The sequence below is a fragment of the Lentibacillus sediminis genome (assembly GCF_002763455.1).
In the GTDB taxonomy this organism is placed as follows: domain Bacteria; phylum Bacillota; class Bacilli; order Bacillales; family Amphibacillaceae; genus Lentibacillus_D; species Lentibacillus_D sediminis_A.
The window spans coordinates 24,833-45,047 of record NZ_NIXK01000001.1; the positions used below are offsets into that span (position 1 = coordinate 24,833).

Genomic DNA, 20,215 nt, shown 5'->3' on the forward strand with positions numbered 1-20,215 from the left:
AGCAAATTGTTATACAGGTGAATTCCAATGAAAAAAATCGTATGGCTGGTTTTGGCTTTTATTCTATTAATAGCTTTATGCTTTATTCCTTATCGGACAGCACTGGTATTCTATCAGGAAAATACCGATAACATCGCAGCTTTTTTGCCAGTTGAGGCGGGAGATACTTTCCAAATCATCTTCACGCATTCCATTCACTTAACCGATGTTGTGGAAAAGTACGAGGTAACAGAAAACCACGACATCAAACAATATGAAATTGTCTACGAACAATTCGGAATTGGGATGCCTTCTAATGCCCAGGAAGGGGAAGAATTTGTTTATGAGGATGGTAAATACCATATCAAAGACCTGAATAACTATTTCCCTTCCATGAATATTCGCAACGGGAAAACCGTATCAGAGAATCGCCTGGTATGGTCTCAAGAAAACCCCTCTGATGAAAAAAACATGGTTTGGTTTAATGAGTATTTTGAACCGGGGGCCTGGTTCACCGTAAAAGTTGACCGCCTATCCCTATGGGAGTCCCTGAGAGGAGTGAAAATTCATGAGTGAAAACAAAGATGTTGAAAAATTTACTGAAGATGAGCAACAGGAACTAATGCAGAAATACGATGCTGATTCAAATACGCGGAATGTAACAGGGTTTGTGGCCAAGCTTGTATTTTTCGGCCTGCTTGCCTTTTCGCTTTTCCAAATATACACCGGGGCATTTGGCCAATATACTGCTTATATTCAGCGGACGGTCCACCTTGGCTTCGCATTATCACTTATTTTTCTTTTATTTCCCGCACGACGAAAAACGAAAAGAGATTCTGTCCCATGGTATGACTATTTACTCGTGCTGCTGTCAATCATTGTCTGTGGTTATTGGCCGGTATTTTATGAAACACTGGTTCAGCAGATTGGCAGTATAAATACCGTACAAATGATTGTTGGAGGAGTGGCCATTCTCTTGGTCTTGGAGGGGACCAGACGGGCGGTTGGACTGCCGATCACTATTATCTCGATCGCCTTTTTGATGTATGCCCTGTTCGGCCGGCAGATGCCAGGTATGCTGGCACACCGTGGTCTGAGTCTGGAACAGTTAATCGATTCCATGTTCTTTACGACAGAGGGTATTCTTGGTACACCATTGCAGGTATCATCTACTTATATTTTCCTGTTCCTGTTATTTGGCGCATTTCTGGTGCAGACAGGGGTTGGAACGTATTTCAATGACCTGGCTATTTCTCTGGCAGGAAGACGTACCGGGGGGCCGGCTAAAGTGGCGATCTTCTCCAGTGCGCTGAATGGGACAATTTCCGGAAGCTCTGTGGCGAACACGGTAACGACCGGTTCCTACACGATACCGATGATGAAACGGCTTGGCTATCGAAGGAATTTTGCCGGGGCGGTAGAGGCTGCTTCCTCTACAGGTGGACAGATTATGCCGCCTATTATGGGCGCCGCAGCCTTTTTGATGATTGAATTTGCCGGCGTTGGCTACTGGGATATCGCAAAGGCCGCTACGATACCGGCTATTCTTTACTTTTCCGGTATCTGGATCATGACCCATCTGGAGGCAAAGCGAACCGGCCTGCACGGATTGCCGGAAGAAGAAATTCCGAAAAAGAAGACGGTATTGAAAAAAATCTATTTATTACTTCCGATTCTGGCGATTGTATATCTGCTGTTTGCAGGGTTTAGTATTGAAAGGACAGCATTGTACGGAATTCTGATTACCATCGCAGTGAGTATGTTCCGAAAAGATACAAGAATCACTCCAAGCAGGTTTGTGCTTGCGCTGACATCCGGTGCACGTACCGCTTTAGGTGTAGCAGCTGCTACAGCCTGTGCCGGTATTATCGTGGGTGTTGTTACAAAAACCGGACTTGGACTAAAATTAGGGAACGGACTGGTCAGTATCGCCGGTTCCCTGGCAGCAAATGTGGAAATGCAGCTGATGCTGACATTGGTGTTTACGATGATTACTTCCATTATCCTGGGGATGGGGTCACCGACAACTGCCAACTATATTATCACGTCGACGATCGCATTACCGGCTATTCTGGCTTTGAATGATCAATTGGAAGTGGCTATTCCGGTATTGGCCGGGCATATGTTTGTGTTCTACTTCGGGATTGTGGCGGACATCACACCACCGGTTGCGCTTGCAGCCTTTGCGGCAACAGGGATATCCGGGGGAGAACCGATTCGTACGGGCTTTAATGCCTCCAAGCTTGCGATAGCTGCATTCATCATACCGTATATGTTTGTGCTTAATCCGCAGCTATTGATGATTGATGCCAATGCTACGGAAATAGGCTGGTCCCTGTTAACGGCGATTGTCGGGATGGTAGCAATAGGAGCTGGACTGATTGGCTTCTGGTACCGCCGGCTTCATTGGGCGGAACGGATTATTACGGCACTCACCGGGCTTATGCTTTTGTATCCAGAAGGAAATACAGATTTAATCGGTTTGGGTCTCTTTGCTGTCCTGCTGATTATCCAAATCATGACAAGGACGGACAAGGGACAAAAGAATAAAGTGAAAGAAGCGAGCAGTGCAGGATAAGCATAGGTAATTGAAAAGGTGGTCAGTATTTCTGGCCATCTTTCTTTGTATTTATTGCGGAATGTGTAAACTTCAACGTAAATCAGTGGGTCTATGATCGCCGCTGCGGAATTACCCTTCGCTTTCCGCAAATTAATAGGAATGAAAGCTGGTATTACAATGAAACAACAGCATGATTTTACAGAAGGGAATATTTGGCGGCAGCTTATTTATTTTTCCGGTCCCATTATGCTGACAAGCCTGCTGCAGACATCTTATCAGTTGGCCGACAGCTTGTGGGTGGGCAATTTGCTTGGGGCGACGGCACTTGGAGCAGTGAACATTTCTGGTACTATTATCTTCACTGTGCTGTCTTTTGTTATTGGGCTGAATAATGCTGCCTTAACGATTCTTTCTCAGCAAAAAGGACGGGACAATGAGGAAGGACTGAAAAATTACCTGAATGCGTTTGTGGTGATATTGACCGTGATGGCGCTGGCGCTCGGAACGCTGGGATTTGTGTTCACGGAAAAGCTTCTTCTCCTCTTGGGCACGCCGGATGACATGATGGCAGATGCTTCGGCCTATCTGCAGATCAACTTCCTTGGGATTCTCTTTTTGTTTGGCTATAATTTTATCAGCACCGTGCTGCGTTCCCTGGGAGACAGCAAAACCCCGTTGCGTTTTGTGCTGGTTGCAGTGATTATGAATATTCTCATCAACCCGCTTTTTATCGCCGGCTTTGGTCTTGGTGTGGAAGGAGCGGCACTGGCAACAATTCTGGCACAGGGAACAGCTTTTTTCTATGGACTTATTTATGTGCTGCGCCGCAAGCTGGCTCCGTTCAGCTTTCCGAAGCTTCCGGCACGGGAAGAAATCAAGCTGATCCTCAGCCTGGGTATTCCATCCGGGCTGCAGATGTCGGTGATCTCCGCAGGTTCAGCAGCGATTTTGAGTGTGGTGACCATATTTGGAGGAAATACAGTGGCTGGTTTCAGTGCTGCACAGCGGCTCAACAGTCTGGTGATGCTGCCTGCCCAGGCACTCGGAACGGCGGTGAACAGTATGGCTGGGCAGAATATCGGTCTCAGATACTGGGCCAGGGTCCGAAAGATTTCCATTTATGGGGTGATCTACAATTTTGCTATCATGCTGGTGATCGGCCTGCTTGTCGTAGTCTTTGCGGAAAGTGGCATTCGTCTGTTCATAGATGAGGAAGAGGCTGTAAGGTTCGGTACCCAGTATTTGCAAATTATCGCCTTGTGCTTTCCGTTTCTTGGGATAAATTTTATTTTGAACGGGATTGTCCGGGCGGCGGGGGCGATGTATCAGGTGCTTGTCTTAAATATCATTTCCTTTTGGGTGCTGCGCTTTCCGCTGACGTGGCTGTTTTCCTGGGGTTTCGGCGAGATCGGCATTGCAGTGGGCATGGGAGCAAGCTTTATCATCAGCAGTCTGGCCGCCTTTTTATATTACCGGTTTGGCAAGTGGAGAGAAAAGGAAATCTTTTCACAGACGGGTTGATGGAGAGGAGCTGGTAGGTTGAAACGCATATTGTACTTGGCTGTTGCTGGAATATTCTCGGGCCTGCTGCTGGGGGCTTTTCTGAAAATAGTTCAGGCTGTCAGCGGCAAGCGGGTGTATACGCTGTTGCTGAATGTGGATTATTTTCCTGTTCTGCAAAACTGGGAACTTGGTGAAGTGGCAGAATTTATGCTTCATCTTGCTGTTTCAGTTGCCTTGGTGTTTGTGCTGTACGCCGCATTTGTTCGTTGTGGGTGGAGTGCAAAGTTTTTCCCGTACGTGGTGGCCAATGTGCTGATTGGTGCCTTGTTATTCCTTACCACCTTGCTCTCGAACCGAACACCGGAGCTCATAGACGGGGTTGCCTTTTTGTATTGGCTTGCCGGCCACTTGGTGTATGGTGTCGTGCTCGGGATATTACTATCACGAATAAAGAAGGATTAGATAGATGAAAATCAAACGAAAAACAAAAAATGCGTGGAAATATGCTGCCTTGCTTGCCATCATACTCGCTGCAGTACTGGCTGGCATTTCCTTATTGGCAAACACCGAATGGTCTGTGCCGGTGAGTGTCGAGCGGACCGGACCCGCGATCAGCCAGGAAGTGCTGGATTATCGTCCGCTTGTGGAGAAATATGCAGAGGAATACGGAATCTCTGAATATACCAATGTGCTTCTTGGGGTCATGATGCAGGAATCCAGCGGCAGGGGGAATGATCCGATGCAGTCTTCCGAGAGCCATTGCGGCGAAAGAGGCTGTATAGACGATCCCGAACAATCTATCAAGCAGGGAGTCTATTATTTTTCTCAGACACTTGCGGATGCAGACGGCGATCTGAAACTGGCTATTCAAGCCTATAATTTTGGCAGGGGGTTTATTGATTACGTGGAGGAGCAATCCGGAAGCTATACTCAAGAAGCGGCCATCAATTTTTCCCAGGAAATGTTTGCCTCCGTGGACAACCCGGAAGAATATCGCTGTCCACGTGATGGCGCGGAGGAGATTGGTGCCTGTTATGGCGATATTTATTATGTGGATTCGGTCATGGCCTACAAGGAGGTATTGCTTTCCGATTAAAGTCAGGTAGTGATAATATGAAGTAAAAGGAGGGATCCTCATGGGAAAAGCTATTTATACGAACAAGGCACCTGAAGCAATCGGGCCATACTCCCAAGCAGTGCAGGCAGGTGATTTTGTCTATGTTTCCGGGCAAATTCCGCTTGATCCTGAATCAGGAGAGATGGCGAAGGGGGTTGAACAACAGACAGAGCAAGTGCTGAAAAATCTGCAGGCAATCCTTACTGAAGCAGGAACGGATTTTTCGCATGTGGTGAAATTCACCATCTATTTAACGAGCATGGATAATTTTCAGGTGGTGAACGAGATTTACGGAAGCTATCTGAGAGAGCCTTATCCTGCAAGGGCAACGTTGGAAGTTAGCCGATTGCCGAAAGATGCGCAGGTGGAGATGGATGTTGTGGCATATTTAAAATAAGGAGGTTTCCGCATTGGACAATTTCACGTTTCATAATCCAACGAAACTGATTTTTGGAAAAGGGCAGCTGGATGCTCTGCCTGGCGAAGTGGAAAAATATGGGAAAAAGGTGCTGATCGTTTTTGGAGGCGGCAGCATTAAGAAAAATGGGATTTACGACAATATAATGAGAAAGCTGAAGGAAATCGATGCAGAGGTATTCGAGCTTTCCGGTGTGGAACCAAACCCACGGATTGCCACGGTCCGCAAAGGGGTGGAAATCTGCAAGCAAGAGGGTGTGGATTTCGTCCTGGCCGTGGGCGGCGGAAGCACGATTGACTGCACCAAAGCAATTGCCACAGGAGCAAATACCGATGTGGACATGTGGGATATTGTAACGAAGAAAGAAAAACCACCGGCTGCATTACCATTTGGTACAGTGCTGACCCATGCAGCGACCGGCTCGGAGATGAACCGCGGTTCGGTTATCACCAACTGGGAAACGAACGAAAAACATGGCTGGGGATCACCTCACACGAATCCGCAGTTTTCCATACTGGATCCGACCCACACATTTTCCGTCCCGCGCGACCAGACGGTTTATGGCATCGTCGATATGATGTCCCATGTGCTGGAGCATTATTTCCATCCGCAATCCAATACGCCATTGCAGGATCGCTTTTGCGAGTCGCTGCTCCTGACAGTGATGGAAACGGCACCGAAAGTTCTGGAAGAGCCGGATAACTATGAGCATCGGGAAACGATAATGCTGAGCGGCACCTTGGCATTAAATGACATGTTGAGCATGGGCTTCCGCGGTGACTGGGGGTCGCATAACTTGGAGCATGCCGTTTCTGCCGTGCATGATATCCCACACGGCGGCGGCCTGGCGATTCTTTTCCCGAATTGGATGAAGCATGTACTTGATGATTCCAATGCGGACAGGTTCAAACAGCTTGGAGTTCGCGTATTTGGTGTCGACACAGAAGGGAAAACCGATAAGGAAGCCGCACTGGAAGGCATTGAGAAGTTGCGGAAATTTTGGAGCGGAATTGGGGCACCTTCCCGTCTCGCAGAATATGACATTGATGAAAGTTCCGTCGAATCCATGGCGGAGAAAACAGTAATTGCTCGTCCGGAATTCGGCAATTACAAAAAACTGACCAAACAGGATTCGGCAGAGATTTTCCGCGCCAGCCTGTAATTTCGACAGCATATTTCCCGGGAAATAATATGGGGAATATTGTCGAGGGCTGGGAATATCGATTATTGACAAAAAGAAGAGCTCACTGTTATTCATAAACAGCGAGCTCTTCTTTTATTGCCTCTTTTATTTTATCCAGGCATTCTTCCGGTGTTTTTCCGAAAACGCGTTTATTGTTGACCAGGGCATAGGGTCTGACCCGGCAGAGACCGCAAAATGATAAGCAATCATTGGTCAGGACCGCTACTTCCGGAAACTCTTTCTCCAGAATTTCTTCTATATCAATTGAAGTGATCGCATTTCCGTCACAAACTTCGACAACGACAATTCCCATTGCTATCACTTTCTTTCTATAAGTTTTGATGCTTATTTATATCGGGGTTGATGGAAACAGCGACATAAGTGCTGGTTGATTTCCGCTCCGGGCATCCGCTTTCCGCGGGCACGGCCTCAGCCTCCTCGGAAGAAGTTCGCTTCCTGCGGGGTCTTCAGACTCGTGCTGTTCCCGCAGGAGTCGGATGCCCTCCGCTCCAATCAACCATCTACAGAGTGGGTAGCTGTTGTCTAATTTAACAAAGCAGCACATCAGCGGAGGAAATACCCCGAGACTCCTGCGGGATGGTAAGCATAGGTGAGACCCCACAGCGCGTCAGCGCGAGGAGGCTCACCAGCGCCCGCGGAGGCTCACCAGCGCCCGCGGAAAGCGAGGGGTATTTCCGCAGCGGCGATCGTAGCCCCACCTAGTTACGGCACAATTTATCTATATTGTAATAAAAATACAACCTAATAATAATGTCTTCCTCAGACTCTGTTAGTTTTATCATATAAGTGAGGACAAATCAATCCTTCTGTTTCAGTGCAGACATAAAAACCGGAAAACCGCGGATGCAGCTTTCCGGTTTTGCCCACGGCCTACCCTCTGTTCGTTGAAAAGAGGTGGGCGTGCTTGCCGGCATATTCATTTTTATACCAAGAGACGAGCAGCAGAATACCACATAGGATGAGCAGGCCACTGGTCACAAAGAATACGGCAGAGAACCCGAAGAATCCGGCGATGATGCCGCCCATGGCCGGGCCGATAATATTTCCTAAAAAGCGCAGGCTGGTGTTGTAGCCAAGCACTTCTCCCTGCATGGAAAGCGGTGCTTCCTGGCGGATATAGGCAATTCGGAGCGGAATAATCCCGCCAATGGCAACTCCAAGCATAAATCTTAGGATAATCAGCTGCCAGATATCGGTGATAAAGGCGGCGGGGAAATACACGACTCCTGCCATGAATAAGAGCCCAATCAATATTTTTATATAGCCGACCCTGTCCCCGAGTTTCCCCCAGTTTCGAGCCATCAGCAGATTTCCCAGGCCTGCTGCGGAAAAGGCAATCCCGGAATAAAATGCAATATTGACTGGGCCGTGAATTTCCTCGACAAACAAGGAAAGGATCGGCTGAACACTGAAATGAGCCACCTGCACAAGGGTGGAGATCAGCATAATGATCAACAGAACCGGCTTATGAACAATATGTGCGATCACCTCACGGGCAGTATATGAACGATAATCACTGGCATCATCGGATAACTTTGGCTTGACTTCCCGAATGCCAAACAGCACAATCAAGCCGGAAAGGAATACTGTGATCGAGACCCACTTGAATGTATCGCCATAACCAAGCGCATCTGCCAGTACACCGCCAAGCATTGGCCCCATGAGTGAACCAGTGATACTTCCTGTCTGCAGTGTTCCCAACACCCTTCCCGCAATATGCTTTGGCGTCTGGGTGGAGATAAATGCCTGGGACATCGGGATGAATCCGGTCGCTACTCCCATAATTAACCGCAAAATAAAAAGCTGCCACACAGATGTGACGAACCCCATGAGGAAAACCGATACCCCGATCCCAAAAGCGGAAAAGATGAGAATATATTTCCTGCCGTATTTATCCCCAATCCGTCCCCATATGGGTGAGAATAAAAATGCGGTGACAAAGGTGATCCCAAAAGTAAACCCTGCCCATCGCTGTACGAATGAATCAGAATAATTGCCAAGAGTATCGATGTAAAGGGATATAAATGGAATAACCATTGTCATACTGCCGGCAACAAAAAAGTTAGCAACCCACATGATTGCTAAATTGCGTTTAACGGCTTTTTCTTCCATAGTAATGATAATTTCCTTCTTCCTGCAAATTATTTCGGTACCCTAAATATATCGCATTTCCGGCAAAAGGGAAAGTCTTTTGCTCGGGAGGAACCCGACACAAAAATTTCACCCAAAGATATTCACAAGCAGGAAGAAAAAGGTATAATAAGTATGAAAGATATAAATGACAGGGACAAACATAGGATGAAATAACTTTGACAAAAAGGGGACAGTCATAAATGAGAGTGAGAATGAAATCACTGGTACTGGCCATTCTGACACTGGGATTGATAGTAGGCATGGCACAACCTGCACACGCAGTAACCAATACAGTAATCGTGTACGGGGAACAATTGACGGATCAGCAGCGCGCGCAGGTGCAGGAACTGCTGGAGGTTTCGGAATCGGATGCAGTGGAGGAACATGAGGTAACAGGAGAGGATTATGCCAACTACATTAATGGCAGTCCGGACGCCAATATGTATTCCTCGGCAAAAATCACACTTGGTGAAGAGGGAGCGGGGCTGACAGTTAATATCGTGACACCGGATAATATCACCGAGGTTACGAAAGAAATGTATGCCAATGCTCTTTTAACGGCCGGGGTGGAAAATGCCACAGTTGATGTCGCTTCCCCTGTCGCTGTTACTGGGCATTCTGCGTTGACGGGAATTTACAAAGCGTACGATGTGGAAGGGGAACAGCTGGATAAAGAGCGGATGGAGCTGGCCAATGATGAACTGAATGCGGCAACCGACCTTGCTGAAAATGAAGGAATTTCCCAAGAGCAGGTAAGCACATTGCTGACGGAGATCAAGCGGATGATAGCCGAACAGAATCCGGCAACCAGGGAAGATGTTGAACAGATTGTCCAGGAACAGCTGCAAAATCTGGAAATCTCCTTGAGTGAAGCAGATCGGCAAATGCTCATAGACTTATTTGACCGCATGCGTGATCTGAATATCGATTTTAATCAGGTGCAAAATCAGCTGGAAGACATTGCATCAAGTGTCCAGGAAACTGCAGAGGAATTAGGCTTGGACCGGAGTTTCTGGGAAAAGGTGGCTAATTTCTTCAGCGGGGTGTTTGCGTCCCTCAGCAATTTCTTTGGCGGATTGTTTGGTGAAGGAGAAACGCAGTAAGCGGCGGTAGGGATTATAGCTTTTGAGGAAAAGGACTCCTTCTTGGGTCCTTTTTTTTGTTTGTTAGATAGGAAGATTCGTAGTGTAACATGGAGATTGGGAAATTGACGGAGTGATTCGGGAAAATCAAAGCAAGAATCCGCGGAAAACGTACCCGCAATTCGGAAGTTCAACCCAAGCACAAAAGAATTTAATAAAAATCAACCCTTGCTTTCTACTTTTTTCGGTGCATAAACCTCCATTTAGATTACAATCCACCTGTTTCTGCGACTTTTGTATGACAAAAATTCCCAAATAGGGACTTTTGTATCAAAACTATTACAATTGTAATATTTGATGACAGAAAGGTAATTCTTGTAACCTACTCTTAATTCCCCTGTAACTGCAAAGCCTGTTTCCATGTGGTACGATAGGCACTGTCAGAAATTAAGGAGGGACTACCTAATGAAAAAGTTAGTAGCTGCATTAACAGGTGTGGTCATTGCTGGCACAGCTGCGACGGGAGTATCCGCAGCAGAGTATGAGGTGGAAAAAGGAGACAGCCTCTGGAAAATCGCAAACGAACACAACACTACAGTAGAACAACTAGTTGATATAAACGAACTAAAATCCACGGTGATTCATCCAAAACAGTCACTCGTAATTAACGAGGAAACCAATGAATTCTATGTGGTAGAACAAGGAGATACGCTCATCGGGATCAGCAACGAACACGGCGTTTCCGTTTCAGACCTCAAAACTTGGAACGGGCTGACTTCCGACCTGATCATTACTGGTCAGGAATTAGCACTTCAGGGCGGCAATGCTGCACCAGCTGAAGAGCAAGCTCCGGCTGAGGAAAGCGAGCCTGTTGAAGAACAAGAAACAGCAGAAGAATCAGAACCTGCTGAACCAGTGGCTGAAACCTCTGAAGAACCTGAGGTAAATACACAGAACACTGCAACGAATTCAGAGTCCGAGCAGGAAGCAGAAGGTGAAACCATCTCTGTTACTGCAACAGCATACACTGCCGGATGTGCAGGATGCTCTGGAATTACCGCTACAGGAATTAACTTAAATGAAAATCCAAGTGCCAAAGTGATTGCGGTAGATCCAAGCGTCATTCCACTAGGCACTGAAGTATATGTGGAAGGCTATGGCTATGCAGTAGCCGGTGACGTTGGCGGCGCGATCAATGGCAACAAAATCGACATTCATGTCCCAACAAAAGATGAAGCTTATGCATGGGGCGTCAAAACAGTCGATGTAACGATTCTTGACTAATCATTAACAACCAGCAATGAACGACCCAATTAAAAAAAGGAAAGCATCTCTCAATCTATTAGATGTTTTCCTTTTTTCTTTTTATTTAAAACCTCTTTATCTAAATTCACTAAAAATATTAAGAGTTTGTGTTCAAAAACGAGGATGAAAGGAACCGAGAAGTTCGAGGCGGCGTAGCTTTGAGCAGACGATCTAGCACGCTGGAAAAGTGGTTTTCTTTTCCAAGGAACGGAGCGTATGCTTTTAAATACGTGAGTAGCGGAAAAGCAAGCCAACGAAGAAATTCGATGCGTCATTTTCACCGGAGCTTTTTGAACATCCTCTAAGAGGTAATTCTTGTCGAATAGTCATTATCCTCAATTACTTTTGTCGGCTCATTATTGGACTCCACGTAACCAACAACCCCAACACTTAAAATAATCAGGATAAACAATGCCAATAACACTTGTCTCACGTTAAATCCTCCATTAAATAGTATCTCGTTTAATTATAATAAAAATGGGGTGAAACTACTATACTGATTCCCGGAAAAATCAAGGGAAATTCTTACAAAAATCGTAACATATGGAAGCAGTGCAGAAAACGGGCAACTTCCTTTCCAATTAAACATTTCCCTGGCTTTATGTTAAACTGAAAATGGCTTTGATTTACAGGAAATGAAGCGTTTACATATGAAGGAGGAAGTCTAAAACATGACAAGCAAAAAACTGGATACATTTTTGGATAAAAATATTGCAGAACTCAAGAGTCTGGGAATGTACAATGAAATTGATCCTGTGGAGGGAGCAAATGGGCCGACGATTCAAATTGACGGAAAAGAACTGATCAACCTGTCGTCCAATAATTACCTTGGTTTGGCGACAGATGATCGGCTGAAAAAAGTGGCCAAAGAAGCGGTGGATTCCCACGGGGTTGGAGCAGGAGCTGTCCGGACGATCAATGGCACACTGGATTTGCATCTTGAACTGGAGGAAAAACTCGCTGCTTTTAAAGGAACGGAAGCGGTAATTTCCTATCAGTCCGGATTTAACTGCAATATGGCGGCGATTTCCGGAGTGATGGATAAAAATGATGCGATTCTTTCCGATGAGTTGAACCATGCCTCGATCATTGACGGCTGCCGTCTGTCCAGGGCAAAAGTTATCCGCTTTAACCATTCGGATATGGATGATTTACGGGAAAAAGCCAAGCAGGCAACTGAATCCAGTGACTACAACAAAGTAATGGTGATTACCGATGGCGTCTTCTCCATGGATGGGGATGTTGCCAAGCTGCCGGAGATCGTCAAGATTGCGGAAGAATTTGATCTGATTACCTATGTGGATGATGCCCATGGCTCCGGTGTTCTCGGCAAGGGTGCAGGCACTGTGAAACATTTCGGACTGCAGGATCGAGTTGATATGCAGATGGGGACTTTGTCCAAAGCGATTGGTGTGATTGGCGGCTATGTGGCCGGGAAAACAAATCTGATCGACTGGCTGAAAGTGCGTTCCCGACCATTCCTGTTTTCTACCGCCGTCTCTCCGGCTGATGCAGCTGCCAGCAGAAAAGCGGTGGAGCTGTTAATGGAAAGCACGGAATTAAATGAAAAATTATGGGAAAATGGCGATTACCTGAAGAAAGGGCTAAAAGAACTCGGCTTTGATATCGGGGAAAGCGAAACACCGATCACCCCATGTATTATCGGCGACGAAAAAGATGCGCAGAAGTTCAGCAAACGTCTTTATGAAGAAGGTGTTTATGCCAAGTCGATCGTCTTCCCGACAGTGCCAAGAGGGACTGGCCGCGTGCGCAACATGCCGACTGCCGCCCATACAAAAGAAATGCTCGATCAAACGCTGGCTGCTTACGAAAAAGTCGGCAAAGAAATGAATTTGATTTAACCCAAGTGAACAGACAGGAAGGACTTTAAGGGATGAAAAAGATTTTAGTAACCGGAGCGATGGGGCAAATTGGCTCTGAGCTTGTCGGAAAACTGAGAGAAACCTATGGAACGAGCAATGTGATTGCAACAGACATCCGCGCCGGGGAGGGGCTGGCCACAGAAGGACCATTTGAAAAACTGGATGTGACCGATGCCGACCGGATGCATGCGGTAGCGAAGCAATACAATGTTGATACGATCATGCATTTGGCTGCCCTTTTGTCAGCGAATGCTGAAGCTATGCCAAAGGTGGCCTGGGATTTGAACATGGGCGGTTTGGTCAATGCACTGGAAGTAGCGCGCGAGCTGGATTTGCAGTTTTTTACCCCAAGCTCAATCGGCGCATTCGGCCCATCGACACCAAAGGACAACACACCGCAGGATACGCTGCAGCGCCCGACCACTATGTACGGGGTCAACAAAGTGGCCGGGGAATTGCTGTGTGATTACTACTACCAGCGGTACGGGGTGGATACGCGTGGTGTGCGCTATCCCGGGCTGATCTCCTATGTCGCTCCTCCAGGCGGCGGCACGACCGATTATGCGGTGGAGATTTATTATGAAGCGATTAAGAATAAGATATACACTTCCTATATTGCCGAGGGCACGTATATGGATATGATGTACATGCCGGATGCGCTGAATGCGATTATTCAGCTAATGGAGGCGGATCCTGCCAAATTGGTGCACCGCAACGCCTTTAATATTTCGGCAATTTCCGCTGCCCCTGAAGACTTTGCCCAAGCGATTCGACAGCATATTCCGGAGTTTAAAATGACGTATGATGTCGATCCAGTAAGACAGAAAATCGCCGATAGCTGGCCGAACTCCATTGATTCTTCTGCTGCCGCGGCTGAGTGGGGATTTCGGGCGGAGTATGATTTGGCAAAGATGACCGGGGAGATGTTGGAGAAGATTAAGGAGAAGTAATAGTGTGGAACGCTCTCTTTCTTGGGAAGGAGGGCGTTTTTTTGTTGTGTGGTGTTGGCTGGGCGACGTGTGCATGGGATTCAGCGGAAGTGGCGCCTCAATCAGCGGAAGCGGCGCCTCAATCAGCGGAAGCGGCGCCTCAATCAGCGGAAGGGGCGCCTCAATCAGCGGGAGCGGTGCCTCAATCAGCGGAAGGGGCACCTCAATCAGCGGGAGCGGTGCCTCGATCAGCGGAAGCGGTGCTTCAATCAGCGGGAGCGGTGCCTCCAGCGAAAGCGCCCCTCTATAATTTGTATACCCGCCACCTATTATTACCTGTACAAGGAAACCCCGCCTTTTGTAATAATCTTTTCACTTTGTGTGAGGATTGAACTTGTAAGAATTCTCGAGCATCGTGATTGGAAATGGTTTCCCCAATCAACAATTTATAATCTTTCAATGCTGTTAAATGCTCGTTTTCCGATGATTTTCCGCATTTTTTACAGAACCAATTCAACCTTTCCTTATGAAGTGGATAAGCAGAGCAGAATGGACAAATAACTCCTTTTATAAGATCATCATTCTTTGAAACGCCATATTTATCCAGTGTTTTTGCGGGTTTGGGAACATTAGCTTTTATAAGCAGGGAAGCCAGGTTTTTAAGTTGATTCATTTTATATGTCCTGGCGGGGTGATTTTGACCCAACTCCTGTATTTCAAAAAACAGTTCATTATTGTGGACCACTTCCTCTGGGATGTGCTTGTCTGGTGATGCAACTTTAATAATCGTGCTGGGGAAGCTGATCACAACAAAAAACGGGAGGAGAACCTTGGTATATCCATGTTTTTGTAACCAACGCTGGAGACGATATTGTTGAGTTTTTGCTTGGGGAATGGGACTTGAAAAGCCTTCTTCTTCTTGATTATCACCGATACGAATGACTTGGCCCTTTTCACCGAAGATTAATGTGCCATACCAGTTTTTTACTTCTAAAATCAACATGAAACTCGCAGATAAAATCAATGTATCTATTTGGAAATAACCATTCTCATCACGTATTCGTAAATTATGCAAAATGAAGTAGTCGTTTTTAGGTAAAAAACTTAATGGGTAGTCTACTTCTCTTTCCCCACGCACCTCCCTTTTTTTCTTTATTAAGTCCAGCTCCACTGTTTTCTTGCTTGGGTGCTCCCTCAACAATCTTCTGTAAAGGGCTTCGAGCCACCATATTTCCTTCATTTTATCATGCGGTTTCACAATCATAGGAAATCACAACCTTTCTTGTTTTTATATTGATTCTACACCGAATGGCGATAATCCTTTAAAAAAGTTATAATTGTATTTTGGAGTTTTGTGGGAGGGTATTATTAAATTTTGAACGCAATAGGTGAGTAATTCAGTTGAGATGGTGCGCGGATTGAACAGAAGCGGTGGCTCAATCGGCGGAAGGGGACCATCAATCATCGAAAGCGACGTTTCTATCAGCGGAGGAGCATCTTCAATCATCGAAAGCATCGTTTCTATCAGCGGAGGAGCATCTTCAATCATCGAAAGCGACGTTTCTATCAGCGGAATAGGCTCTTCAATCATCGGAAGCACCCCATTCAGCGAAACCCCGCATAATCCACAGCAAAACGCACAACCCCTCTGCCCCCAGCACCCCAGTATGTTAAACTAATCAACAAACAATTAAACAAAAGCAGGTGCTTATGTGGAAATTGTATTATTCATCATCATCATTTTGCTGGCTTCCACGCTGCAGACCAGCACGGGGTTTGGGTTTTCCATTTTGGCCACACCTTTCCTTCTCCTTCTTTTTGAGCCAAGAGAGGCCATTCAAATCAATTTAATATTATCCCTTTTCATCTCGCTGGCGCTAATAAGAAGAATAAAAAGAGATATAAACAAAGGCGTCTTAAAGCGGTTCGTCGTAGGGAGCGCACTGGGTGTGCCTTTCGGAATCATCACCTTTTTGATGATCGACATTCGCATGCTCAGCTTAACAGTAAGTCTGGTCGTGCTGCTGTTAACGGTGTTGCTAATCTTGAATTTCCGCTTGAGGCAGACAGAGGGGAGAGATTTGCTTGTCGGCGGTTTGTCCGGTACGCTAACAAGCAGTATTGGCATGCCAGGCCCGCCAGTGCTGCTTTATTTTTCCGGGACTTCTGCACAAAAGGCAAATATCAGGGGGACGACGCTGGCTTTCTATCTGTTCATCTATTCCGTGAGCCTAATTATCCAGGTGCTGTTTGCGGGGACAAATAAAACGATTTGGCTGACGAGCGTGATCGCTGTGCCCTTAGTGATGGCAGGCTTGTATCTGGGACAAGCGCTATTCGGGCGAGTAAATCAGCAACATTTCCGTATTTTTACCTACATCATTTTACTGTTTACCGGAGTGTATTTGCTGGTTGATAACTGGACTCCATAGTGCAAAAAAAGTGCTCCCCATCCAGAGAAACACTTTTTAGCTCGCATACATTCCGGCAATTTGCTGCTGCAATTTCCGGTCTGCGACATATTCATCGTAGCTCATTTCTTTATCGATGATGCCACTTGGTGTGATTTCGATCAAGCGGTTGGCGATGCTGTTCACGAATTGCTGGTCATGGGAGGTGAACAGGATCGAACCTTTAAATTTAATCAACCCATTATTCAATGCCTGGATGGATTCCAGATCCAAGTGGTTTGTCGGCTCATCCAAGAGCAGTACATTCGCGCCGGAGAGCATCATTTTCGACAGCATGCAACGGACCTTTTCGCCACCGGACAAGACATTCGCCTTTTTCAGCGCTTCTTCACCGGAAAACAGCATTCTTCCCAGGAATCCGCGCAGGAAAGTTTCCGTCTCATCCTCTGGCGAATATTGACGCAGCCAGTCGACCAGTGGCAGCTGGTTATTTTCAAAGTAGGCCGTATTATCTTTAGGAAAATACGATTGCGAGGTGGTCACACCCCACTTGAATGTCCCGGCATCTGGTTCCATCTCACCCATCAGAATTTTAAACAACGTAGTTTTGGCAATGTCATTTTTGCCGACAAGGGCAAGTTTGTCGTCCTTGTTCATTGTAAAACTGAGATTATCCAGCACTTTTTGCCCGCCAATGGTTTTCGTCAGGCCCTCTACCCGCAGCAAGTCATTGCCGATTTCCCGGTCTGGAGTAAAGGCGATATACGGGTATTTCCGTGATGATGGCTTAATGTCATCTAGGGTGATATTATCGAGCATTTTCTTCCGGGAAGTTGCCTGTTTTGACTTCGATGCGTTGGCTGAGAACCTGGCGATAAAGGTTTTCAGTTCGTTAATCTTTTCTTCTTTTTTCTTGTTTTGCTCCTGTGCCATTTTGGTAGCCAGCTGGCTGGACTCATACCAGAAATTATAGTTTCCGATATAAACTTCAATTTTTCCATAATCGACATCGGCAATATGGGTGCAGACTTTATTCAGGAAATGCCTGTCGTGGGAAACAACAATCACGGTATTCTCAAAGTTAATCAGGAATTCTTCCAGCCACTGAATCGCCTGAATGTCCAGTCCGTTGGTCGGCTCATCGAGAAGCAGAATATCCGGAGTGCCAAACAGTGCCTGGGCGAGCAGCACTTTTACTTTCTGATCCTCGGTTAATTCCGACATGGGCAGATCGTGCAGTGACACATCAATCCCCAGCCCCTTCAGGAGCACCGCCGCATCGGACTCCGCTTCCCAGCCATTCATTTCGGCAAATTCACCCTCAAGCTCGGCTGCGCGAATCCCGTCCTCCTCAGAGAAATCCGGTTTCAGGTAAATCGCATCTTTCTCCTGCTTCACTTCATACAATTTCTCATGGCCCATCAGCACCGTTTCCAGCACAGGATGGTCTTCATAGGCGAAGTGATCCTGTTTTAAAACGGCGATTCTTTCGCCCGTAGACAGGGACACATTTCCGGACTGCGGCTCGATTTCGCCGGACAAAATTTTTAAAAACGTGGATTTGCCGGCCCCATTCGCGCCAATTAATCCATAACAATTGCCGGGTGTGAATTTAATATTCACATCCTCGAACAATTTTTTATCTCCATATCGTAAGCTGACATTGTTAACATTTATCATAAGGCGTTCTATTCCTCCAAAAAAATAGTTCTCATCGTTTAGCTTAAGGCATTTGGCGAGTTTCGTCAATGTGGGGAGGTTCGGTGTTTTGATGGGTGGCAGTGAGAAGGAGCTTCCGATTCATTTATCTTGAAAGTCACAAAACTAGATAAAGAAGAACTAGAACTGTTGAAAAAAGAATTAGGTTAAAAAGGCAAATGTCATCGGGGTAAATAAACGGCTCAGGAATTCTCCTGCTGCTGTTTTTTAACACCCAAAAAAGCTGAAACCACATTGGTCCCAGCTTTTCACGGACGCATCATATTAATGCCGAGTGATTGGTAAGGAACCTCAAGCTGGAAGGAAATATTGTTGGCTTCCAGATCAATCTCCTCGACTTTGACATTAAAATTGCTGCCCAGGTTGATGTCTGTGACAGCAACATAAATCTCTTCCTCCGCCGGGTTCACCGACACCCATGGAGGCATTGGCAAATAGTCTTCCATATAGCTCATAATCCGCTCGTTGGGCAGCTGCAGGAGTCCGACTGAAATGGAGCGGAGTCTTAATATAAGGTCGCCGTTTTCCTGAGCGATTGGCTCAAAGTGAACAGACAATGGCACACTGGAGGAAAAGACAGGCAACTCGCCCATTAAGTGCACATCATCCTCCAATGCCACACTGTATTGATGTTCCGAACCTGCAACCAGTTGATCAAGGTAGCCATTGATCAGTTCATTCAGATTTTCTTTGGTGGTTCGGATGGTGAATTCCGAGCTTTCCTCCGCAGGTATTTCTTCTGTGGTCGGGTGCGGATTCTCGGCTGCAGGCCAAAAAATCAGAGCAAGCACAAGTAGAAGAATGAAGCCATTAAAAATACACAGGCCGATAAACAGACGCTTCCACTTATCTTTGTGCTGCTTTTGCTCAATCCGTGACGTCATACCTCTCATCCTTCTTCTTCCGTAATATAATCCAGCACGCGCTGGGCAATAAGGCGGTACCCCAGGTCATTCGGGTGGAAATTATCCAGGGCAAACAAGTCCGCCTCGCTGTCTTCAAACAAATCAACTGTGGGGATAAACGTCACATTTTCATGCTGCTGGGCCAAGGTTCTCCCCGTATCATTCCATGCTGATATAATAAAATCAAGCTCTTCAATGTCCTCAAAATAGGTGCTGAACGGATTATAAAAGCCGACAAGGTAGATTTCACTATCCGGGTTGATTTCCTGCATCACTAAAAGAATCTGTTCCAACCGGTTTTCATAGTCGATCCGCGCCTCGGCGAAATCCTCGAGATTCAGATCGGTAAACGTTTCCTTTACCACTTTCATAATATCGTTGGCGCCAATGGTCATAAGCACGATGTCTGCCTGTTCGATGGAGGAAGTGATTTCCGGTTCATCCAGCCGTGCCAGAAGCTGATCCGAGCGATGGCCGCGCACCCCGTAATTTTCAAAGGTCACGAGCTCGGTTTCTTCATTAATTGCCCGGTTCAGAATGCCGACATAACCGCCCTCTTCCTGTTCTGCACCGACACCTTTTGTCAGGGAGTCGCCAATCGCCACCACATGGGTTTCCTCACCGGAAAAGAATTCCACTGTGTTTTGCAATGCATCTGCTACAACTTCAGAAAACTGCCGCGGTTCACTTTCTTCTGCTGTCGTAGTTTCGTCCTCAGTGGCTTCCTCCTCTTGCTCGGGCTCTTCCACCGTCTGCTCCTCCTGAGGGGATTGGTCTTCAGGCTGGGTGATGGTCACATTGCTGAGGTCGGCTCTCGGGTAATTTATCCAAATGAACATCGCTCCTGCTGTGAGGAGCAATAAAGCAATCAAACGTCTATTTAAATTCAAGAAGATCACATCCATGCTGTTTCTTATAGACCTACGTATTATTATTATAAAGGTATACGGTCCTTATGCCTACCTTAATTTTAAGAAGATGTTCAAAAAGTCCGGTAACAATGACACATCACAGGGGAACTTCTGCTAAGTTCGCCCACGTCCTGTGGGCAACGCAGAAATCACCAC

At 46.5% G+C, this 20,215-nt stretch carries 21 protein-coding genes; 13 read left to right on the top strand and 8 right to left on the bottom strand.

The window, feature by feature from the left end; all coding sequences use genetic code 11:
• Positions 1-27: 27 nt before the first annotated feature.
• The 7 genes from CEG13_RS00130 (at position 28) to CEG13_RS00160 (ending at position 6,739) form a co-directional block, all read left to right on the top strand.
• Complete coding sequence (locus CEG13_RS00130) at positions 28-555, top strand: DUF1850 domain-containing protein (RefSeq protein WP_100009750.1); 528 nt, start codon at positions 28-30, stop codon at positions 553-555.
• Complete coding sequence (locus CEG13_RS00135; protein ID WP_100009751.1) at positions 548-2,557, top strand: TRAP transporter permease; 2,010 nt, start codon at positions 548-550, stop codon at positions 2,555-2,557. Before CEG13_RS00130 ends, CEG13_RS00135 begins: the two co-directional genes overlap by 8 nt.
• Positions 2,558-2,716: 159 nt before the next feature.
• On the top strand, positions 2,717-4,060 hold the full coding sequence (locus tag CEG13_RS00140; protein ID WP_100009752.1) for an MATE family efflux transporter: 1,344 nt from the start codon (positions 2,717-2,719) through the stop codon (positions 4,058-4,060).
• An 18-nt stretch (positions 4,061-4,078) separates the two neighbouring features.
• Entirely contained in the window at positions 4,079-4,504 is a 426-nt protein-coding gene (locus CEG13_RS00145) for a hypothetical protein (RefSeq protein WP_100009753.1), read from the top strand.
• 4 nt (positions 4,505-4,508) lie between these two features.
• Positions 4,509-5,138 carry a lysozyme family protein gene (locus CEG13_RS00150; protein ID WP_100009754.1) on the top strand — a complete coding sequence of 210 codons (630 nt, stop codon included), beginning with the start codon at positions 4,509-4,511 and terminating at the stop codon, positions 5,136-5,138.
• A gap of 40 nt (positions 5,139-5,178) precedes the next feature.
• The gene (locus tag CEG13_RS00155; RefSeq protein WP_100009755.1) at positions 5,179-5,556 is read left to right on the top strand and encodes a RidA family protein; all 378 of its coding nucleotides are present in this window, start codon (positions 5,179-5,181) and stop codon (positions 5,554-5,556) included.
• A gap of 13 nt (positions 5,557-5,569) precedes the next feature.
• Complete coding sequence (locus CEG13_RS00160; protein WP_100009756.1) at positions 5,570-6,739, top strand: iron-containing alcohol dehydrogenase; 1,170 nt, start codon at positions 5,570-5,572, stop codon at positions 6,737-6,739.
• Between the two features lie 88 nt (positions 6,740-6,827).
• Here CEG13_RS00160 and CEG13_RS00165 read toward each other — a convergent pair whose 3' ends face one another.
• Together CEG13_RS00165 and CEG13_RS00170 are read right to left on the bottom strand one after the other, a co-directional pair.
• Positions 6,828-7,073, bottom strand: coding sequence for a YuzB family protein (locus CEG13_RS00165; RefSeq protein ID WP_100009757.1), 246 nt, complete (start codon positions 7,071-7,073; stop codon positions 6,828-6,830).
• Between the two features lie 578 nt (positions 7,074-7,651).
• Positions 7,652-8,893, bottom strand: coding sequence for an MFS transporter (locus CEG13_RS00170; RefSeq protein ID WP_192869501.1), 1,242 nt, complete (start codon positions 8,891-8,893; stop codon positions 7,652-7,654).
• A 221-nt stretch (positions 8,894-9,114) separates the two neighbouring features.
• On the opposite strand from CEG13_RS00170, the gene CEG13_RS00175 reads away from it, so the two are divergent.
• Positions 9,115-10,017 (top strand): DUF1002 domain-containing protein, encoded by a 903-nt coding sequence (locus CEG13_RS00175; protein ID WP_100009758.1) that lies wholly within the window; start codon positions 9,115-9,117, stop codon positions 10,015-10,017.
• A 444-nt stretch (positions 10,018-10,461) separates the two neighbouring features.
• Positions 10,462-11,280, top strand: coding sequence for a 3D domain-containing protein (locus CEG13_RS00180; RefSeq protein WP_100009759.1), 819 nt, complete (start codon positions 10,462-10,464; stop codon positions 11,278-11,280).
• 322 nt (positions 11,281-11,602) lie between these two features.
• On the opposite strand, the gene CEG13_RS19180 is transcribed toward CEG13_RS00180, so the two are convergent.
• Positions 11,603-11,734, bottom strand: coding sequence for a hypothetical protein (locus CEG13_RS19180; RefSeq protein WP_275661783.1), 132 nt, complete (start codon positions 11,732-11,734; stop codon positions 11,603-11,605).
• A 238-nt stretch (positions 11,735-11,972) separates the two neighbouring features.
• On the opposite strand from CEG13_RS19180, the gene CEG13_RS00185 reads away from it, so the two are divergent.
• The 3 genes from CEG13_RS00185 (at position 11,973) to CEG13_RS00195 (ending at position 14,423) form a co-directional block, all read left to right on the top strand.
• The gene (locus CEG13_RS00185) at positions 11,973-13,163 is read left to right on the top strand and encodes a glycine C-acetyltransferase (protein WP_100009760.1); all 1,191 of its coding nucleotides are present in this window, start codon (positions 11,973-11,975) and stop codon (positions 13,161-13,163) included.
• Positions 13,164-13,195: 32 nt separating this feature from the next.
• Complete coding sequence (locus CEG13_RS00190) at positions 13,196-14,134, top strand: L-threonine 3-dehydrogenase (protein ID WP_100009761.1); 939 nt, start codon at positions 13,196-13,198, stop codon at positions 14,132-14,134.
• A gap of 73 nt (positions 14,135-14,207) precedes the next feature.
• Complete coding sequence (locus CEG13_RS00195; protein ID WP_143469636.1) at positions 14,208-14,423, top strand: hypothetical protein; 216 nt, start codon at positions 14,208-14,210, stop codon at positions 14,421-14,423.
• Here the strand turns inward: CEG13_RS00195 and CEG13_RS00200 are convergent.
• Both CEG13_RS00200 and CEG13_RS00205 read right to left on the bottom strand, forming a co-directional pair.
• Positions 14,418-15,377 carry a nuclease-related domain-containing protein gene (locus CEG13_RS00200; protein WP_100009763.1) on the bottom strand — a complete coding sequence of 320 codons (960 nt, stop codon included), beginning with the start codon at positions 15,375-15,377 and terminating at the stop codon, positions 14,418-14,420. The genes CEG13_RS00195 and CEG13_RS00200 overlap by 6 nt on opposite strands.
• A 24-nt stretch (positions 15,378-15,401) precedes the next feature.
• Positions 15,402-15,704: a hypothetical protein gene (locus tag CEG13_RS00205; protein ID WP_100009764.1), complete on the bottom strand. Its 303-nt coding sequence runs from the start codon at positions 15,702-15,704 to the stop codon at positions 15,402-15,404.
• A 121-nt stretch (positions 15,705-15,825) separates the two neighbouring features.
• Here CEG13_RS00205 and CEG13_RS00210 point away from each other — a divergent pair, with 121 nt between their 5' ends.
• Positions 15,826-16,545: a sulfite exporter TauE/SafE family protein gene (locus CEG13_RS00210; RefSeq protein ID WP_100009765.1), complete on the top strand. Its 720-nt coding sequence runs from the start codon at positions 15,826-15,828 to the stop codon at positions 16,543-16,545.
• A 36-nt stretch (positions 16,546-16,581) separates the two neighbouring features.
• Here CEG13_RS00210 and CEG13_RS00215 read toward each other — a convergent pair whose 3' ends face one another.
• The 3 genes from CEG13_RS00215 to CEG13_RS00225 form a co-directional block, all read right to left on the bottom strand.
• Positions 16,582-18,204, bottom strand: coding sequence for an ABC-F family ATP-binding cassette domain-containing protein (locus CEG13_RS00215; RefSeq protein WP_100009766.1), 1,623 nt, complete (start codon positions 18,202-18,204; stop codon positions 16,582-16,584).
• A gap of 287 nt (positions 18,205-18,491) precedes the next feature.
• Positions 18,492-19,127, bottom strand: coding sequence for a YpmS family protein (locus CEG13_RS00220; RefSeq protein WP_100009767.1), 636 nt, complete (start codon positions 19,125-19,127; stop codon positions 18,492-18,494).
• 5 nt (positions 19,128-19,132) lie between these two features.
• Positions 19,133-20,038: an SGNH/GDSL hydrolase family protein gene (locus CEG13_RS00225; RefSeq protein ID WP_239984520.1), complete on the bottom strand. Its 906-nt coding sequence runs from the start codon at positions 20,036-20,038 to the stop codon at positions 19,133-19,135.
• Positions 20,039-20,215: the final 177 nt, after the last annotated feature.

Excerpts from the sequence above, each read along its gene's own strand:
- CEG13_RS00175 (WP_100009758.1), top strand. The coding sequence starts at position 9,115 with ATGAGAGTGAGAATGAAATCACTGGTACTGGCCATTCTGACACTGGGA.
- CEG13_RS00200 (WP_100009763.1), bottom strand. The coding sequence starts at position 15,377 with ATGATTGTGAAACCGCATGATAAAATGAAGGAAATATGGTGGCTCGAA.
- CEG13_RS00135 (WP_100009751.1), top strand. The coding sequence starts at position 548 with ATGAGTGAAAACAAAGATGTTGAAAAATTTACTGAAGATGAGCAACAG.
- CEG13_RS00185 (WP_100009760.1), top strand. The coding sequence starts at position 11,973 with ATGACAAGCAAAAAACTGGATACATTTTTGGATAAAAATATTGCAGAA.
- CEG13_RS00220 (WP_100009767.1), bottom strand. The coding sequence starts at position 19,127 with ATGACGTCACGGATTGAGCAAAAGCAGCACAAAGATAAGTGGAAGCGT.
- CEG13_RS00165 (WP_100009757.1), bottom strand. The coding sequence starts at position 7,073 with ATGGGAATTGTCGTTGTCGAAGTTTGTGACGGAAATGCGATCACTTCA.
- CEG13_RS00170 (WP_192869501.1), bottom strand. The coding sequence starts at position 8,893 with ATGGAAGAAAAAGCCGTTAAACGCAATTTAGCAATCATGTGGGTTGCT.
- CEG13_RS00150 (WP_100009754.1), top strand. The coding sequence starts at position 4,509 with ATGAAAATCAAACGAAAAACAAAAAATGCGTGGAAATATGCTGCCTTG.
- CEG13_RS00155 (WP_100009755.1), top strand. The coding sequence starts at position 5,179 with ATGGGAAAAGCTATTTATACGAACAAGGCACCTGAAGCAATCGGGCCA.
- CEG13_RS00180 (WP_100009759.1), top strand. The coding sequence starts at position 10,462 with ATGAAAAAGTTAGTAGCTGCATTAACAGGTGTGGTCATTGCTGGCACA.
- CEG13_RS00205 (WP_100009764.1), bottom strand. The coding sequence starts at position 15,704 with ATGATTGAAGAGCCTATTCCGCTGATAGAAACGTCGCTTTCGATGATT.
- CEG13_RS00195 (WP_143469636.1), top strand. The coding sequence starts at position 14,208 with ATGGGATTCAGCGGAAGTGGCGCCTCAATCAGCGGAAGCGGCGCCTCA.
- CEG13_RS00140 (WP_100009752.1), top strand. The coding sequence starts at position 2,717 with ATGAAACAACAGCATGATTTTACAGAAGGGAATATTTGGCGGCAGCTT.
- CEG13_RS00215 (WP_100009766.1), bottom strand. The coding sequence starts at position 18,204 with ATGATAAATGTTAACAATGTCAGCTTACGATATGGAGATAAAAAATTG.
- CEG13_RS00130 (WP_100009750.1), top strand. The coding sequence starts at position 28 with ATGAAAAAAATCGTATGGCTGGTTTTGGCTTTTATTCTATTAATAGCT.
- CEG13_RS00190 (WP_100009761.1), top strand. The coding sequence starts at position 13,196 with ATGAAAAAGATTTTAGTAACCGGAGCGATGGGGCAAATTGGCTCTGAG.